The sequence below is a fragment of the Bacteroidota bacterium genome (assembly GCA_016213405.1).
GTDB lineage: Bacteria > Bacteroidota > Bacteroidia > Palsa-948 > Palsa-948 > Palsa-948.
In genome coordinates this window covers 21,574-39,696 of the sequence record JACRAM010000114.1, presented here as the reverse complement: position 1 = coordinate 39,696, position 18,123 = coordinate 21,574, and the positions used below count along the sequence as shown (strand labels likewise).

Annotated in this window: 11 protein-coding genes; 4 read left to right on the top strand and 7 right to left on the bottom strand. The window is 40.7% G+C overall.

Going from position 1 to position 18,123, the window contains the following annotated elements; all coding sequences use genetic code 11:
- Nucleotides 1-227: 227 nt before the first annotated feature.
- From HY841_13675 to HY841_13645, 7 genes are all read right to left on the bottom strand, one after another.
- Nucleotides 228-788, bottom strand: coding sequence for a hypothetical protein (locus tag HY841_13675; GenBank protein ID MBI4931811.1), 561 nt, complete (start codon nt 786-788; stop codon nt 228-230).
- A complete protein-coding gene (locus tag HY841_13670) occupies nt 776-1,144 on the bottom strand; it encodes a hypothetical protein (GenBank protein MBI4931810.1) in 369 nt (122 codons plus the stop codon). Before HY841_13670 ends, HY841_13675 begins: the two co-directional genes overlap by 13 nt.
- Nucleotides 1,145-1,251: 107 nt before the next feature.
- Nucleotides 1,252-2,163 (bottom strand): hypothetical protein, encoded by a 912-nt coding sequence (locus HY841_13665; protein MBI4931809.1) that lies wholly within the window; start codon nt 2,161-2,163, stop codon nt 1,252-1,254.
- Nucleotides 2,164-2,226: 63 nt separating this feature from the next.
- Complete coding sequence (locus tag HY841_13660) at nt 2,227-3,189, bottom strand: hypothetical protein (protein ID MBI4931808.1); 963 nt, start codon at nt 3,187-3,189, stop codon at nt 2,227-2,229.
- A gap of 168 nt (nt 3,190-3,357) precedes the next feature.
- Nucleotides 3,358-3,732 carry an endonuclease domain-containing protein gene (locus tag HY841_13655; GenBank protein ID MBI4931807.1) on the bottom strand — a complete coding sequence of 125 codons (375 nt, stop codon included), beginning with the start codon at nt 3,730-3,732 and terminating at the stop codon, nt 3,358-3,360.
- Nucleotides 3,733-3,924: 192 nt separating this feature from the next.
- Entirely contained in the window at nt 3,925-4,308 is a 384-nt protein-coding gene (locus tag HY841_13650; protein ID MBI4931806.1) for an endonuclease domain-containing protein, read from the bottom strand.
- 24 nt (nt 4,309-4,332) lie between these two features.
- Complete coding sequence (locus tag HY841_13645; GenBank protein MBI4931805.1) at nt 4,333-4,752, bottom strand: hypothetical protein; 420 nt, start codon at nt 4,750-4,752, stop codon at nt 4,333-4,335.
- 194 nt (nt 4,753-4,946) lie between these two features.
- Here HY841_13645 and HY841_13640 point away from each other — a divergent pair, with 194 nt between their 5' ends.
- The 4 genes from HY841_13640 (at nt 4,947) to HY841_13625 (ending at nt 17,952) form a co-directional block, all read left to right on the top strand.
- Nucleotides 4,947-5,243 carry a hypothetical protein gene (locus HY841_13640; GenBank protein ID MBI4931804.1) on the top strand — a complete coding sequence of 99 codons (297 nt, stop codon included), beginning with the start codon at nt 4,947-4,949 and terminating at the stop codon, nt 5,241-5,243.
- Nucleotides 5,244-5,283: 40 nt separating this feature from the next.
- The gene (locus HY841_13635; protein MBI4931803.1) at nt 5,284-6,009 is read left to right on the top strand and encodes a hypothetical protein; all 726 of its coding nucleotides are present in this window, start codon (nt 5,284-5,286) and stop codon (nt 6,007-6,009) included.
- Between the two features lie 405 nt (nt 6,010-6,414).
- Nucleotides 6,415-12,648, top strand: a complete 6,234-nt coding sequence (locus HY841_13630; GenBank protein ID MBI4931802.1) for a VCBS repeat-containing protein — start codon at nt 6,415-6,417, stop codon at nt 12,646-12,648.
- Between the two features lie 81 nt (nt 12,649-12,729).
- Complete coding sequence (locus HY841_13625; GenBank protein ID MBI4931801.1) at nt 12,730-17,952, top strand: T9SS type A sorting domain-containing protein; 5,223 nt, start codon at nt 12,730-12,732, stop codon at nt 17,950-17,952.
- Nucleotides 17,953-18,123 lie beyond the last annotated feature (171 nt).

Sequence of the window (18,123 nt, the reverse complement as noted above, 5' to 3'; positions counted from 1 at the left end):
TTTGCAAAAGAAGGTTACTACAGTTTATCGGCAAACTACAAACGATTAAAACTTTATGAAACCGCTGTATGCGTCTAAGCATGTACAGTGGTGTGAGAGGTGGCGAAGTTACTTTGTACCTTCGCTTCCTACTTTAATTATAAACAGAGATCAGCGAATACTGTTGGCAGGAGAACTGCTTGGACAAAACAAATCCCGACCAATGGGGGAGACTCGGCTTGGACTAACTACTTCTGTAATTTTTTCATTGCCTTCTTCAGAAATTTGATTTCTGTTTCATGTATTATTTCTTTCCCTTTGGCAATAGCTTTATTAAAGATTTGTCCAATGCTTCCTTTCGCTTCAAAATCAAATTCAAATAATAAGTAATCAGATTCCCATTCATCTTCGAATGCGTATTGCGAAATTCCGTAACCTTTTCTTTTAGCAAGCAGAGTAGCTTCATGCACAAACTTTTTATAATTCCACAGCAGCCAGTCAAAACCAAAGTTGTTATTATTCAGCGAACCATAAATACTAATGCTGATGGTATTGCCTTTCTTCCATATCTCAAACATGTAAAAAACCCGGGCATACGCCTGCTCGGTATTGAACATAAAACAGAAGTTATCGTTAAAATCTTTTGCTTTCATCCGGGCAATTTGGTTTATTTCAAAATCTACATAAGTGTCTGTGGAGACAACTTTTTGCTTTTTATCATACTCACCATCGCATAATTTTTTTTTACGGAAATAAATTTCATACGATAATTCCTTTTTTGATGGTTTGGCTTCTTTTATCTCAAACATAATTTTGTTTTTATTTTTATCCCGCCACGAAGGTAGACCTTCGCGACTCGGGGGTGAATTGTTTTAAATCTGTATGCTCTGCCTAAGTCAGCACCTTTATGTAACATCACAAGCAACCCTTCTGTTTCAATGACAAGATAAATGCTTTTTAACAGCGAATCCGCATTTTTTATTTTGGCATAGAGTTTTTTAATCTTTTCCTTGTCTCCTTTTTTTGTTTTGCCATCCCGCACACGCTCCCATGCCCGTATTACCGAAGATTCATCTTTTGTTTTAAGATATTCATTCATCAGGGATTGTATCTTCTCAATATCTTTGGTAGGAAAAGAGTTCACTGACTTGTTGATCTTTTTCAAAAGTTTTATAAGCGCTCGTGATTGGCCTTTAATAAAAGTTTTTGGTAATTTCATCTGAGAATTAATAGTTCTACGCCACGAAGGAAAGACCTGCGCGGCTACGGGAACTACAGGGGATTAGATTTAATTCCAATCAGTATCTTTTTCCAGAATTCAACTGCATATTTTGTAGTAGAATTTGATTCATTGTAGATTTGTTTGGCAAAATCAAACTTCTCAACTAGCTTAATTAATAAATAACAATTTAGCATTAAACAAAATCTAAAAGTTCCATATAAGGTTGCGATGAATTCTTTTTGGTTATTAATATACAATTTCACTTGCATTGCTTCAATAAATTCGGAGTGTGAATAATTTGAAAATAATTTCCACATAGTATGAAAAGACATACTATCCAAACCCGTTTCAATAAATATCTTTTCTTTTTCGATTTCGTATGGCAATAATTTTGTGAGTAAATCTTTTTGTTTTTTTGGATGCAGAGATAGAAAATATGTATTAACTTTTATTCTATTTATTAAAAAGTCTATCTCTTTTTTCTCTTCTTCTTTTTTAGAAGTATTCTCTATATTACTTGTTGGATAGGATTGCCTTCTATTGAGTCCACTTGCAGAATATAATAAGTATCTAAAAATTGCTTGTTCTTCGTTTTTGAAATTAAAGTATAAATAATTAATTGTTAAAAATGATTCAAGGTATGAGCGGGACAAAGAAAAGATTGAAGAAATATCGTGATATATAACATTATTATTGCTATAATTTATTGGAGTTCCATTAAATAAATGTTTTATACTTAATCCCTGAAGAACAAATTTGAAAAAATGAACTTCAAAATACTCCTCATATTCTTTAGGTAGCACTTTCTCCTTTGGTAGTTTGTCGGTTATTTTTATAGTAAGATTAGAAGTATTAGTAAAATGTGTGTGAATCATCTGAAAATCTTTTCTTTCATCATCATTAAGGATAGAGAATAAAAAATTCTCCTTTTCATTCATGTTTTTAAATCTTTGATCTATCATATAATTTGTGCAATAAAGCAAAAGTAAACCAAAACCCAAGTTTAGCAAAAGAAGTTGAAAGATTTATTTACCCCGGTTGAGCCAGCACAGCCTGCACCATGTGCCGTTTACAATGCTCTTTGAAGTTGCCTTCCATTTATGCCCTTTTGCACATTGCCATGTGAGGCGAGAATACTGATTCAGGAATTCTTTTTCTCTACTCAGGCATTTGCCTCCTTTTGCTTTTGCAATTTCATTCAAACCTGCAAGAGAATGTTTTCTTTTCTTCAAACCGTTTGCTTTCATGCTGCATATTTTGCACCAGGAACCTTGCCTGATAGCGCCCGAAGTTGCTTTCCATACATGCCCTTCAGCGCATCGCCATCTTAGTTTTACTTCTTTATTTATATACTCAGCAGAAAGACATTTGCCGCCTCTGTCAGCAGCAATTTTTTGCATATCGCTTAAATGAAGATTATAATGCCCGTAGCAATGTCCGCACCAGGTGTTGCTATTTATTATACTGTTGGGAGAGGCAGCCCAAACATGACCCTTTTTACATTGCCATTTTAATTTAGTTTTTTGATTAATGTATTTTTCAGATAAACATTCCCCCCCTTTTTTCTTTGCAAATGCTTTCATTTCTTGAATTGTTCTTTTTGCTTTTCCTGCGCAATAGGGGCATCCTGAACCGCGCCTTACATAGCCGGGAAGCGTCATCCACACATGTTCTTTTCCGCATTTCCATTTGAGCTTTATATAACTATTTTTATATACATCAGATAAGCATTTGAAGCCGCGCTTGCCCGCCAGCTTTTTCATATCCTCAATGGTGTTCTTTTGTTTTTGTCTTCCGCAGGCGGGGCACCAGCTTCCGCGTTGAATTTGGAAAGGATAGGCATCCCATGTATGTCCTTTCTCGCATCTCCACACAAGTTTTGTTTTTGAATCCCAATATTCTTTGCTCAAACATTTGCCTCCGCGATGCGAAGCAAGTTCCTGCATGTGTTGTATGGTGATGTGTGTTTTCAATTTTCCGAATTTCATCTTTCCACATAGCAAAAGTAAACCAAAACCAAAGTTTAGCAAAGGAAGTTGAAAGATTTATTTGCGGGGGTGGTGGGTGTTGCCCCCTATCTGTGTCTTTCCCCCAAGGGGGAAAGAAGTACGCGAGTTTCCCTCCCCTGCGGGGGAGGGACAAAGGGAGGGGGTAAACTACGGCAAGTGTTTTTTTATTTTCTCTACCACTTCATCCACATTGCCAAATACTTCTTCGTTCTTAAAGCGCAAAACTTTTATATCAAATTCTTCCATAATACTGTTGCGTTTTTCATCATGCTCTTTCATTTCTTCGGTATCGTGCACCTCTCCGTCAAGTTCAATCACCAGTTTTGCTTTGTGGCAATAAAAATCGGCAATGTACCAGGCAATGGGGTGTTGCCTTCTGAAATAATATCCTTTCAAATTATTTCTTCTGAGTTCATTCCATAACATTTTTTCTGCTTTGGTAATTTTTTTGCGCAGGCGTTTTGCCAGTTTGAATGTTTCTTCAGGAGCATTGTAATAATAGGGAGGACGACTGGTCATCATGCAAATCTATATTATTTTTTTCCCCGCAAATAGTTTTCGTTTGCAATCAATTCATGTTTTGCCAAAGAAGTTGAAAGATTTATTTGCGGGGGTGGGGTGGGTGTCGCCCCCTATCTGTGTCTTTCCCCCAAGGGGGAAAGAAGTACGCGAGTTTCCCTCCCCTGCGGGGGAGGGACAAAGGGAGGGGGAAAACTACGGCAAGTGTTTCATTATCATCTTCACCACTTCATCCACATTACCAAACACTTCTTCATTCTTAAAACGCAGAACTTTTATATCAAATTCTTCCATAATTCTGTTGCGTTTTTCATCATGCTCTTTCATTTCTTCAGTATCATGCACTTCTCCGTCAAGTTCAATCACCAGTTTTTCTTTGTGGCAATAAAAATCGGCAATGTACCAGGCAATGGGGTGCTGTCTTCTGAATTTATATCCGTTTAAATTTCTGTTCCTTAATTCGTGCCAAAGAATTTTTTCTGCTTTTGTCATCTTGCGCTTTAACCTTTTCGCCATTTCAAAAGCTTCGGCAGGAGCGTTGTAAGTAAGATTTTCTTTATGGTCTGGTAATTTTTTCATTTTGTTTTTCTACCTCATCCTAAATCACCTCATCCTAAATCCTTCTCCTTGAGGAGAAGGACTTTTAAACGCACTCCCTTCTCCTTCAGGAGAAGGGACGGGGATGAGGTTTGGGCAGGGGTTAGGTATTTCCTGTTGCAAACATAAAACTATTTTTCCCCCTCCATTTATCCCGGTTAGAACAGAAAAGATATTATCTCTAACGAATAATCCTTTTTCTGTTACAGATAATCCTTTATCTGAAACAAATAATCCCTTTTCTGTAACGGATAATCCTTTATCTGAAACAAATAATCCCTTTTCTGTTACAGATAATCCCTTTTCTGTCACAGATAATCCTTTATCTGAAACAAATAATCCCTTTTCTGTTACGGATAATCCTTTATCTGAAACAAATAATCCTTTTTCTGTAACAGATAATCCTTTATCTGTCGCGCAAGTCATAAATCAATCAAAAAATGAATCTCATCCTCATAATGAGGTTGATTTCATTTTTCTTTAAATTATCTTTGTGCGTGAAACGCAGTGATTTTTGGCTATGAAAAAAAGAAGGATTAAGATTTTTCGCATAGCGATATATTACTGCAAATGTTTTTTGTCGCTGATTTTTATGTGGGAAGAAAAGAAAGTGAAACAAGATGGAGGCATTTGAAATATTTATTGATAAATGGTTTGCGCTCATGGAAGCCGAAAAGGAAAACAACAAACATTCTTTCAGTTATTGCAAAGCCAACTGGGATTTTGATTATCACCGGATGAAACAGGGAAAGAAAGATTCCAGCATCAGTTGCTTTTACAAGTTTTGCGAGGGAAACGGGGAATCGCCTGTTGAAAACATGATTCTTTTCCAAAAGGATTTAATCAATCCGGATGAACTGATTGATTTCATCCGTAAAACATATAACCTTGATGAGAATGATAATCCTAAACCTTAACCTTTTAACTTGTAACCTGTAACCTAAAACCTAAAAAACCATGGCAAAAGCAAAAGTAAAACGCGAATTCATTAACTTATCGGTTGATGCCAAAATCCAGTTCAGCCGCGACAGAGTGGTGGACATGACGGGCAATGCAAATTTTACTACACCCAATCCTTCGCTGGCAACGGTAGCCGCAGTAAACAATGATCTGGAAACAAAACATCTTGCGGCTCTGGGCGGTGGGCCCATGCAAACGGCAGCGCAAAATGCCGCTGAACTGGTGTGGAACGATACGATGGGCAAGTTAGCCGTTTATGTGGAGATCACTGCCGATGGAGATGTTACAAAAATCACCAGCGCGGGCTTTCATCCCACCAGCACCGAAAAACAGCCCACTCATGCGCCTGTAAAACCCGCAAATCCTAATATGAAACACAGCGATAATACCGGAGAGATTTTTTTTAGTTGCGATGCGGTGCCCGATGCCGAAACATACATAGCGCTTTTATCAACCGATGCCGCAGCGCTTGATATTGCTGCCACCAAAACTCAACTGATGATTGAACTTAATCCGCAAAGCAGCACGCCTGTGCCAATACCCATGCCTCCGCCAGTTCCTGTTCCTGCAAGCAGTGTGTTGCTGATAATAGATGTGAGCAGCCAGCGCAAAAAAATCATCACCGGTCTTGCCAGCGGCACACGCATACATGGAAAAATATATTGCACCAACAGCGCAGGCAGAGGACCCGACAGCGATGTGATTTCTATTATGGTGGCGTGATACAATGGATAATGGTTGATGGATAATGTATACCAAACCAACTCAGCTTTCCGAAATGTTTAAGTTCCAAGTTCCAAATTCCAAACCCCAAATTCCAAGGGAACAGCCATTGCTGTCGGCTGTTTCTTGGGACTTGGGATTTGGGACTTGATGTTTGGGGCTTTTTCATTTTTCGTAAACCTGCCTACCGATAGTATATAATGGAAATACATCAACCATCAACCATTAGCCATTAACCATTTACCAAATTCCTAAATCCCTTCCTGCTATAACATCAGGGAGGATTTTTTGTTTGCAGCGTGTTGGTTTTTTTACGCAGTGATATTAATATTAATATATTATCTTAGCGCATTCATTTATACTTCTGCTTTTCAGAAAATATCACAGGGTAAAAATCAAATCACAATGAAAAAAAATCTCCTCCCGGTATTTGTATTTACATCTGCCATCTTACTTCTTACTTCTTACTTGTCCTTTTCTCAAACATGGACTCAAAAAGAAAATTTTGGAGGAACGGCAAGAGCTGGTGCTGTGAGTTTTTCCATCGGCACAAAAGGATATTTTGGAACAGGACAAGATGGTTCAACAAAATACGGAGATCTTTGGGAATGGGATCAGCCGAGCAACAGCTGGACACAGAAAGCCACTTTGCCGGGAGGATTTGTCACCCAAGGAGGAGTGGGATTTTCCATAGGAACCAAGGGCTATATTGGAACAGGAGATGCGGGCGCACCGCCACAACAAGAGTGTCAGAATTTTTATCAATGGGACCAGTCCACTAATACATGGGTACAGAAAGCAAATGTTCCGGTAGGAGTAAATGGCGCTGTCGGATTTTCCATAGGCACCAAGGGTTACATAGGAACGGGGCATAATCAATCCTTCGTACAAATTACTAATTTACAGGAGTACGATCCTGCCACAGATACATGGACACAAAAGGCTCCTTTTGGTGGCGCTGCAAGGAATATGGCGGTCGGGTTTTCCATAGGTACAAAAGGTTATATCGGAACCGGATTTGATGCCACACACTATCAGGATTTTTGGGAATGGGATCAAAGCACAAACACATGGACGCAAATGGCAAACTTTGGAGGAACAGCAAGAAGAATGGCTGTAGGGTTTTCGATCGGTACAAAAGGCTATGTTGGAACGGGATATGATATTACTGGTAATAAGAGAGATTTCTGGGAATGGGATCAGGTAAGCAATACGTGGACATCAAAAGCTGCTTTTGGCGGAACCGCAAGAAATTATGCTACGGGCTTTTCCATTGGCACAAAAGGATATATAGGAACAGGAAGCGATGCTTGTGGTTACAAAAAGGATTTCTGGGAATTCACTCCTCCTGCTATTCTTTCTCCTACAATTTGCATGACAGTTTCCTCAAATTCTCCAGTAAGCACGGGTCCTAATTCAGTCGCCAGTGCGGATTTTAATTTAGATGGGAATGCAGATATAGCTACAGCAAGTAATAGTGGTAATTTATCCATTTTACTGGGAAACGGTGCAGGTGGTTTTAGCGCTTATACCAGTTACAGCATGGGGACAAACTGTGTATCACTCGCCATCGCGGATTTTAATGGAGATGGAATACCGGATGTGGCGACTGTTAATAATAGTACGCAAGCGGTGTATATTCGGTTAGGGAACGGAGACGGCACCTTTCAAGCTTCCTCCAATCAAGGAGTGGCTAATTTGCCTTATGATATTACCATAGCGGATTTTAATGGAGATTGCAATGCCGATTTTGCAACTGCAAACGATAATACTCAGGGTGTGTCCAGACGGTTAGGCAACGGAGCAGGTGGTTTTGGAGCTCAACTTGACTATGCGGCTGGCGGAGGGGGCACTCACTCAATCACCAGCGGAGATTTTAACGGAGATGGAAAAGTGGATTTAGCAATGGGTAATATTTCAACAAACAATATTTTTATAAAGATTGGCGATGGAACGGGCGCCTTTACCGGTTCAAACACCTATTCGGCTGGCGGAAGTCCTCTTCGTATGATTAATGCTGACTTTAACGGAGATGGAAAATTAGATTTGGCAACGACCAGACAAAGCCCCTATGTTGGGATATTACTCGGTAATGGCGATGGCACCTTTGGAGCTTCTTCCATCTTTGCTGCAAACAGTAATCCGGATGCATTATGCAGCGGAGATTTTAACAGAGATGGAAAATTAGATATTGCAACATCCAATTATGATGGCACTACAAGCAGTGTATCCCTATTTCTCGGAAATGGAGACGGCACCTTTCAAACTGCCAGCAACTTTTCTGCGGCTAACTATCCAAATGGAATCACTAACGCAGATTTTAACGGAGATGGAAAACCTGATTGGGCGGTGGCAAATCAAAATTCAAATAGTGTATCTGCATTCTTAAATTGTACTGTTCTTTGTAATCTAACTGTAACTATTAACACCGCCCTCACCACCAATGTTTCCTGCTATGGAGGCAGTAATGGTTCTGCAACAGTATCAGTAGTGAGTGGAGGAACTTCTCCTTATACTTATACGTGGAATACAACTCCTGCGCAGTCAGGTCCAACAGCAACAGGTCTTACCGCAACTAATTATTCAGTTCTCGTTACCGATGCAAATAGCTGCACGGCAACGGCAACTGTTACCATCACTCAGCCTCCGGTTCTTGGCGTTTCTGTTCCTTCTCATACAAATGTTTCCTGCTATGGAGGCAATAATGGTTCTGCCACTGCAACAGCAACAGGAGGTACTTCTCCTATTAATTATTTCTGGAATCCAACCAACCAAACTACTCCAACGGCAACAGGACTTATCGCAGACAATTATTATGTTTCTGTTTCTGATACATACGGCTGCACTGCAACTGCAAGTGTTACCATCACTCAGCCATCGGCACTTTCAATTACTACAAACACGAACAGTGTTTCCTGCAATGGCGGCAGCAATGGTTCAGCTACTGCAAATCCATCAGGAGGCACTTCTCCTTATACTTATTTATGGAGTACAAGCCCTGCACAGGCAGGTGCAACTGCATCAAATCTCACTGCAGGAACTTATTCTGTTCTTATTACCGATGCAAACGGATGCACGGCACCGGCAACTGTTATTATTACTCAGCCCGGCTTTCTTTCGGTATCTAACAGCGGCAATGTGACTATTTGTTCCAGTCAAGGCGCTTCCATCAGCGGCACAGCAGGCGGGGGAGTTTCTCCTTATAATTATAATTGGTCTCCATCAGCAGGTATCGGTTGCACCACTTGCAATTCAACAGGTGCATCGCCAACAATAACCACCACCTATACATTAACTGCTACCGATGCTAATGGCTGTACGGCAATGGCATTAGTAATGATTACAGTAAATCCAACTCCTTCTGTTAGTTTTTCGAGCACAACTCCGGGTTGCACAGGCGCTCCTGTTGATTTTACTAATACAGGAACTTCTTCAGGTGTAAGCTGGTCCTGGGCTTTTGGCAGCGGTTCTGTTCCTGCAACTGCAACAGTTCAAAATCCATCCGGTGTACTCTATACTACTTCAGGAACAAAGAGTGTTACCTTAACCACTACAAACTCAACAACAGGTTGTACCTCTGCTGCAACGCAAACCATCGTTATCAATCAAACTCCTTCAACTCCCATATCAGGAAGCAACAGTCCGATATGCTCAGGACAAACATTATCACTCACCGCAAGCAGCACGGGAACAACCTATTCATGGAGCGGTCCGAATAGTTTTACTTCCTCTTCACAAAATCCAACTATCGGAAGTGTTACCACCGCCAGTGCTGGATGTTATTCTGTAACTGCAACTACCAATGGATGCGCAAGTCCCGCAGCAATCACTTGTGTTACGATTAATCAAACTCCTGCTGCTCCGGTAGTAGGAAGCAATTCTCCTGTATGTGTCGGAAACGATATTAGTTTAACAGCAAGCGGTTCAGGTGTATCTTATTCTTGGACAGGTCCGGGTGGATTTACTTCCACCTCACAGAACCCGGTAATAACTCCTGCAACAACAAGCAATTCCGGTACTTATTCTGTTACGGCATCTAATAACGGATGCACAAGTTCTGTAGGAACAACTTCTGTTACTGTCAATCCAACTCCTTCTGCACCCACAGCATCCAGCAATAGTCCGGTGAATGCAGGAAATACTTTATCGCTCAGTGCAAGTACGATTGCCAGCGCAACATATAGCTGGAGCGGGAATACATTTTCATCTTCTTTGCAAAATCCAACTATTGCATCTGTCACCACTTCCAATGCAGGATGCTATACTGTAACTGCCACCGTAAACGGATGCACCAGTTCCGCAGCAATCACTTGTGTTACGGTTATTACCATTTCAATTACAACCAGCACGCAAAGTGTATCCTGCAACGGAGGGAATGACGGAGGAGCGGCAGTGACGAATGTAACAGGAGGAGCTTCGCCTTACACTTATTTATGGAATCCAACAGGAGAAACTGACCAGGCAATCTTTAATCTTTCAGCGGGAATTTATACCGTTACCGTAACCGATGCAATCGGCTCTTCTGCAATTGCAACAGTGAACGTTACTCAGCCATCACCCATTACCGTCATAACAGGCGGACAGGTGAATGTATCCTGTTTTGGAGGAAGCAACGGAAAGGTAAGTGCGATAGCGGGAGGAGGAACTTCTCCTTATTCTTATTCGTGGAACAGTTTCCCTGTACAAACTACAGCAACGGCATCTAATCTCTCTGCAGGAAATTATACGGTAACAGTTTCGGATGCCAATGGTTGCACGGGCACAAAAACCGTTGCCATTACTCAGCCCGTGGCTCTCACAGTTTCCATGACAATAACAAATACCAATTGCGGAAGTACTAACGGAATTGCAACCGCCAATGTTTCTGGCGGCACTGCCGCTTATTCTTATCTGTGGAGTAATGCTGCCACCACTTCTCAAATTTCAAATCTTGCATCTCAGACTTATTCTGTAACAGTAACCGATTCCAAAGGATGTATGGTAAATTCCTCTGCAACCATTGGCATCATTCCTTCTAATTTCAGTCTTGCCTTCAGCGGAACTCCGCAGAATGGACCCGCTCCGCTCAATGTAACATTCAGCAACACCACACCGAGCATGAGCAGCTATAATTTCACATGGTATTGGGGAGATGGAAATAATGTAAGTAACAACAACGCTACTGTTTTTTATACCTATAATTTTTCCGGCACCTACAATGTAGCATTGATTGCTGCGAGTATTGCCAATGGCTGCACCGATACATTGGTGAAAGCGCCTTACATTAATGTTACTGGTGCGGGCTGCACGCATAATGCAACAGTTACTCCTTCAGCTCCTGTTAATGCTTGTGTGGGCGACACGGTGATTTTAACTGCCGGCACAAATGCAGTTGCTCCGTTCACTTATCAATGGAATATTGGCGCTGTGGCAATCAGCGGTGAGAACAACAGTACCATTGCTGTCACACAAAGCGGATATTATTCTGTTACCATCATCAAAAATAATTGCCCTGTTACTTCCTCAGCCGTGCAGGTTAATTTCACCACACATCCGCAGCAGCCCGTTATTACTTCTGCCGGAAATATTGTTCCTTGTGTAGGTGGCTCTTCAACATTAACTTCTTCATCCATCAGCGGAGTTACTTATTCATGGAATACAACTCCCGTGCAAACCACTCAATCAATCATTGTGAACAGTTCAGGCAATTATGTGGTAACGGTAACCAACAGCGCTGGTTGCAGCACTTCTGCTGCACCGTTCACTGTGAACGCCTCTCTTGTGCAAGTACCTATTTGCCTCGTAACGGTTGATTCTATTTCTCAAAACAATATTATTGTCTGGGAAAAACAACTGAATCAACCCATTGATAGTTTCATTGTTTTCAGAGAGATTGCCACCAATAATTATCAGCCCATTGGCGCAGTTCTGTATGATTCGTTGAGTTTGTTTATTGACACCGTCCGCACAAAGTATTTTCCTAACACCGGAGATCCAAACTCAGGAACATATCGTTACAAAATTGCGGTCAGAGATACTTGCGGCAATTACAGTCCGCTGAGTCCCTATCATAATACCATTTACATCATCAACAACAGCGGAACTTTTTTCTGGTCTCAGCTTTACACAATAGAAAACGCATCCAATCCTGTAACCACTTATGATTTGCTGCGGGATGACAACAGCACGGGTGTATGGAATGTGATTAACAGCGTGGCAGGAACTCAGCAAACAGTTACCGATCCTAATTACGCCACGTATCAAAGTACCGCATCATGGCGCGTGAAAACCCAATGGGGCATTAGCTGCACGGCTTCCATCAAAAACCCTGTGTCGATGGCAACTAATCTTAACTCATCCAGGTCAAATGTTTATAAAGTGAATAATCCTATCTCGGTGAATGAAGCAGTAAATAATTTTTATGTAAATATATATCCGAATCCAAACAGCGGAATATTCACTCTTGATTTGAGAAATAATATTTCTGGTTCGGCAATAATCAAGGTGTATAATGTTCTTGGAGAAGAAGTGAAACAAATAAATTGTTTGGGATGCAAGAGTAAAACAACTATTGATTTGAGTAAACAATCAAAAGGAGTTTACTACTTGCAAATTTCAACAAATGACAAAGTGATAACGAAGAAGATAATTATTGAATAATTAATTAAACTTATAATTCACAGAAAGACGTTTAAGTATATTATTACTGAAGCGGTTTTCTGTTTAGTAAAAAACATTGAAATGAAAAAAATCTTAACACTTTTAGTTAGTTTAATTTCTTTTGCAATTACTGGTTTCCCGCAAACAACTTTTCAAAGAGCAATCGGAACTTCAGGAACCGATAACATCAGAGACATAAAGCAAACCAGCGATGGCGGATTTATTGCTGTTGGAAGTATGCCGGCTTCATCTGCAACTGATGTACTTGTAATCAGAACTAATTCTTCCGGAGATACACTTTGGACAAAAGGAATTGGAACTTCAGGTGGATCAGATTTTGATGACGGTTATTCTGTTGACATTACATCAGACGGAGGATTTATCATTGCTGGTTCTTCTGAGGGTTATGGCAGTGGCGCCTATTCTCAGGTGTATTTGATCCGTCTTAACAACGCAGGTAGTTTGCTATGGTCAAAAATATATGGAACCACTGCAAGCGTCAACAGCGGAGGGTATGGTGTTCAGCAAACAACTGACGGTGGTTTTGTTATTGCCGGTGGTTCACCCTTTGGCAACTGTATCATTAAAACTGATTCCAATGGAGATACGCTTTGGACCAGAACCCTTAGTGGCGGGGTTACAGCTTTGAAATCTATAAGGCAGACAAATGATGGTGGTTATGTAGTTGCCGGTGCTGGATTTGGTGCAGGAAGTACTGATTTTTATTGGGCTAAGTTGAACTCCGCAGGTAATTATTTATGGTCAAAAACTTATGGCGCTGCCAGTTTTGATGAATGTTACAGTATCATCCAAACTTCTGAAGGTGGATATTTAATTTCCGGCTATTCTAATGTTCCCCCTTTTGGTTACGATGCTATCCTTGTCAAAACAAACTCCATCGGAGATACCACATGGGTGAGCAGGTTTCATGGGGGTTGGGATGATTACTGTTATTCTGCAAACCAGACCCCAGATGGCGGATATATTTTATCCGGTAAAACACGCATTACAATCAGCGATTATGATGCCTGTTTGGTGAAAGTAAATTCATCTGGAACCGCAGTTCAATGGGCGAAAAGATACGGAACAACAAGTTTATCTCCGGGAGAAAACTTCAACTATGTGTCACAAACAAGCGATGGAGGATATGCTGCTGCCGGATGGGCAAATACTTTCGGTGCAGGAAGTGCTGAAGACGGTTATCTGGTAAAAACCAACAGTGCTGGCGCAACAAATATTTGTCATGAAACAAATACAACATTTACGAGATACTCAAGATCCGGTACAATTACAAATCCTGCAACCACTTCCGGTTATGCACCTTTTACAGTGATTTCATTTTCATCTGCTGTAAAAGGTACCGGTACGGTTTATAAAAACCTTGCTGTTCCTGTTTCCGGATTTTCTTTTACCAAGACAGACCGCACAGCAACTTTCACAAACACAACGGCAGATTTATCTTCTTACACTTATCTCTGGGATTTTGGCGATGGAACAGCTTCCTCTTCACAAAATCCTGTTCACAATTATGCTGTTGCAGGAAATTATAATGTTTGCTTAACTGCAACTGCTGCCTGTGGAAGCAATTCTATTTGCAAAAATGTTTGGCTGAGTGTTCCGCAAACAAAATTCCAGCGGGCATTTGGCGGAAGTAATTCAGATATAGGGCGCTCCATTCATAGAAATACTGACGGCTCCTACATTATTGCAGGAGAGACACAAAGTTTTGGTTCGGGCATGCAGGATATTTATTTATTGCAAATGAATACGAATGGCGGACTCAACTGGTCAAAAACTTTTGGAAGCACAAACAGCGAAGCAGGATATTCCGTAACAGAACATATAGCTGGTGGTGGAAATTATCTTTTAGCCGCACAATCCGGAGCATTTGCAGGCGGTGATGCTTTAATTATGACGGTGAGTACAGGCGGTGGACTTCTATGGTCACAGGCATTTGGAGGAGCATCGGGCGATTATCCTTATTCGATTATTGAAACTTCTGACGGTAAATTTGTTACTGCTGGTTATACGCGTTCACTTCCTTCCGGATATGAAAGCATGCACATTATGAAAATAAGTGATATAACCGGAGACACGGTATGGACAAGAGGATTTGACGATGCATTTAATGAAGGATATGGTTACGATGTAAAACAAACCAGCGATGGTGGTTATATTGTAACAGGGGAAACCTGGGCGAACGGACCAAGAGAAGTTTATGCTGTAAAAATGACTTCTTCTGGAGCCGTGTCTTGGAAAAAATCAATTCCTTCCGGAACAGGATATTCTGTGGCTGAAGTAAATGGAGGATATGTAATTACCGGTGATGAATCCACAACGAGTGCAGATGTTCTGCTGGTGAAAATTGATAACAGCGGTAACTTGTTATGGAAGAAAACGTATGGAGGATCAGGGTCTGATATAGGGTATGTCGTAAAACAAACTCCTGATAAAGGATTTATTATTGGTGGTTATACACAAGGGAGTTTCAATAATAATTCAGATGCATATCTTTTAAGAACTGATTCTGATGGTGGATTACTTTGGTCAAAAACTTATGGTGGTACCTGGTATGATTATGCATACTCGGTTGACTTGGCAGCCGATGGCGGATACATTCTCACAGGAGAAACCGGTTCGTTTGGCGCTGGCAATAAAGATGTGTATGTAATCAAAACCGACACGCTTGGAAGCAGCGGTTCTTGCAATGAAACAAATCCTCCGACAATAGTTTCGAGTTCTTCTCCTGCTGCTTCAGCTGTTGGAGGAACTATTAAATATCTGGGAACAAAAAATGGAAGTGGCGCTGTAACAGTGAGCCCATCCACCGTTACATCTTACCCATCACAAGTCAGCATAGCTTATTCTGTAATGACGCCCGTCACTTGTTTCGGAAGCACTGATGGAAATGTAAATGCATTCAGCGTAATTGGTGGAACTACTCCCTACACATACAACTGGAATACAGGCGGAACAACAAATATTATTAGCAATCTTCCATCCGGTTCTTATTCACTCTCTGTTTATGATCAGAACGGATGCAGCGGAAATATTTCTGCAACTATCACTGACCCGCCCAACATTACCTATACTGTTTCATCAACCAATGTTACCTGTAATGGATTTAATAATGGCACCATCACCATTAGTGCTGCTGGCGGCACAGGCGCATTAACCTACTGGGATGCTGCCTGCGCTTGTTACCAGCCCTCTAATATTTTATCTTCTCTTTCACCCGCCACATATACAGTCATTGTCAAGGATGCCAACAACTGCACAAAGTCCTCAACAGTAACCATCACGCAGCCGAATGTTCTTGCCGTTTCCAATACCATTACTAACATAACCTGTAACGCAGGAAATAACGGTGCGATTAATATCACCACTTCCGGTGGAACATTTCCCTATACATTCAACTGGTCACCGGTAGGATTGACTACGGAAGATATTTCTGGATTAACAGTTGGAAATTATTCCCTGTCTGTTACCGATGCAAACGGATGTACAAAAAACCAAACCTATTTAATTAATCAGCCGCCTGCAATCGCAGCAAGTATTTCTGTAACAAATGTAAACTGCAATGGTGGTAGCAACGGAACTGCCAATGTGAGTGTTTCTGTCGGTGTGTTTCCTTTCACATATCAATGGGATGCATTTGCAGGCTCACAAACTGCTCAGGTGGCGGTTGGTTTATCTGCCGGAACCTATTCAGTTGTTGTAACAGATGCGGATGGATGCACAGGAACATTTTCCACCACCATTACTCAGCCGGCTGTTCTTACTTCAACCATTACTCCTACCAATGTTGTTTGCAATGGGGGGAGCAATGGCAGCGTGAATTTATCCGTGAGCGGTGGAACCTCTCCTTATACTTTTTCTTGGTCAACTGCTGCTACAACACAAAATATCTCTAACCTTCCCGCTGGAAATTATTCTGTATCAGTTACAGACAGCAAAGGATGTGTGACAACAAACAGTGTTACTGTTGGTCAGCCGCCATTACTTACTTCAACAATAAATAAAACAGATGTTACCTGCAATGGCTTATGCAACGGCACTGCAACTGCCAATCCATCAGGCGGAACTCCACCGTATTTTTATTCATGGCAAACATCTCCAACTCAAACAACACAAACGGCAACAGGATTATGCCCTACTATTTACAATGTAAATATTTCTGACAACAATAATTGTCAGATAACACCCAACGTAACCATCACACAGCCGAATGTACTTACAGTTTTAATTTCTATAACTGATGCCACCTGCAATAATACTGATGGAAGCGCAACTGCAAATCCAACAGGCGGAACTTCACCTTTTACTTATAACTGGTCAAACGGAAATTCAAATCAAACAGCAAATAATCTTTTGGCAGGAAATTATTCTGTTGCAATAACCGATGTGAACGGATGTACTGCTACTGCTGCTGCTACTGTTTCTGTTATTTCAACACCTCAGCCGATTTGCATTGTAACGGTAGATAGTTTTTCCATACATAACCAGATTGTTTGGGAAAAACCAGCGAACGCTCCGATAGACAGTTTTAGAATTTACAGGGAAGTTGCTTCGGTGTTTACACCCGTTGTAACCCTTCCTTATTCTTCGCTAAGTTTATACACGGATACCACAACAGGAGTGAACCCGAACATCACTGCCTATCGCTATAAAATGTCCGCTATAGATTCCTGCGGAAATGAAAGCGTGCTGAGTTCTTATCACCGAACCATGCATTTGCAGATAGGTCCCGCAATTCCTCCTGCAAGTTTTAACCTTTCATGGAATGATTATGAGGGCATTACGATAACACAATACAGAATTATGAGAGATTCAGCATTTACAGGATGGAAAGCCGTTGACTCAGTAAGTTTTGGAACTAATGCATGGACGGATATTAATACGTATCCCGTAGCTGATACAATTTCTTTTTATTTAGAAATTGACCATCAGACAGGATGCACCTCTTCAATAAAAAACCTCCAGCCGATGGCGACAAATCTGAACACATCGCGTTCAAATGTTTACCGAGTGCAGGATAGTACACAGGTGAGTGTCAATACTATTCTGAATGTAAATGATGTAGTGATTTATCCAAATCCCTCAAACGGAAAGTTTAATGTGCAAATGAGCAGATTTGAAAATGTGCAGATGAAAATATATAATGTATACGGAGAATGTATTTATCAGCATATCTGCACATCCGCACATCAGCAGATTGATTTAAGTAAACAATCAAAAGGAGTTTACTATTTGCAAATTACTTCATCTGATAAAGTATTAACTAAAAAAATAATTATTGAGTAAACAATAGAGAAAACGAAATTGATAAGTTGAGAACAATAGTTGTTGTGTTTTTTTTATATTAGCGGTTGAATTAATCTGGCTGAAATTTATTTCCCCCCATAGCCAAACATTTTAAAGTGTATTGTTTTGTATAGAATTCCATCTTTTAGAAACTTATTATTAAAAACTCAT

Bases quoted from the DNA above. Each gene is read 5' to 3' on its own strand.
- HY841_13640 (MBI4931804.1), top strand. From the start codon at position 4,947: ATGGAGGCATTTGAAATATTTATTGATAAATGGTTTGCGCTCATGGAA.
- HY841_13675 (MBI4931811.1), bottom strand. From the start codon at position 788: ATGTTTGAGATAAAAGAAGCCAAACCATCAAAAAAGGAATTATCGTAT.
- HY841_13645 (MBI4931805.1), bottom strand. From the start codon at position 4,752: ATGACTTGCGCGACAGATAAAGGATTATCTGTTACAGAAAAAGGATTA.
- HY841_13655 (MBI4931807.1), bottom strand. From the start codon at position 3,732: ATGATGACCAGTCGTCCTCCCTATTATTACAATGCTCCTGAAGAAACA.
- HY841_13650 (MBI4931806.1), bottom strand. From the start codon at position 4,308: ATGAAAAAATTACCAGACCATAAAGAAAATCTTACTTACAACGCTCCT.
- HY841_13635 (MBI4931803.1), top strand. From the start codon at position 5,284: ATGGCAAAAGCAAAAGTAAAACGCGAATTCATTAACTTATCGGTTGAT.
- HY841_13625 (MBI4931801.1), top strand. From the start codon at position 12,730: ATGAAAAAAATCTTAACACTTTTAGTTAGTTTAATTTCTTTTGCAATT.
- HY841_13630 (MBI4931802.1), top strand. From the start codon at position 6,415: ATGAAAAAAAATCTCCTCCCGGTATTTGTATTTACATCTGCCATCTTA.
- HY841_13660 (MBI4931808.1), bottom strand. From the start codon at position 3,189: ATGAAATTCGGAAAATTGAAAACACACATCACCATACAACACATGCAG.
- HY841_13665 (MBI4931809.1), bottom strand. From the start codon at position 2,163: ATGATAGATCAAAGATTTAAAAACATGAATGAAAAGGAGAATTTTTTA.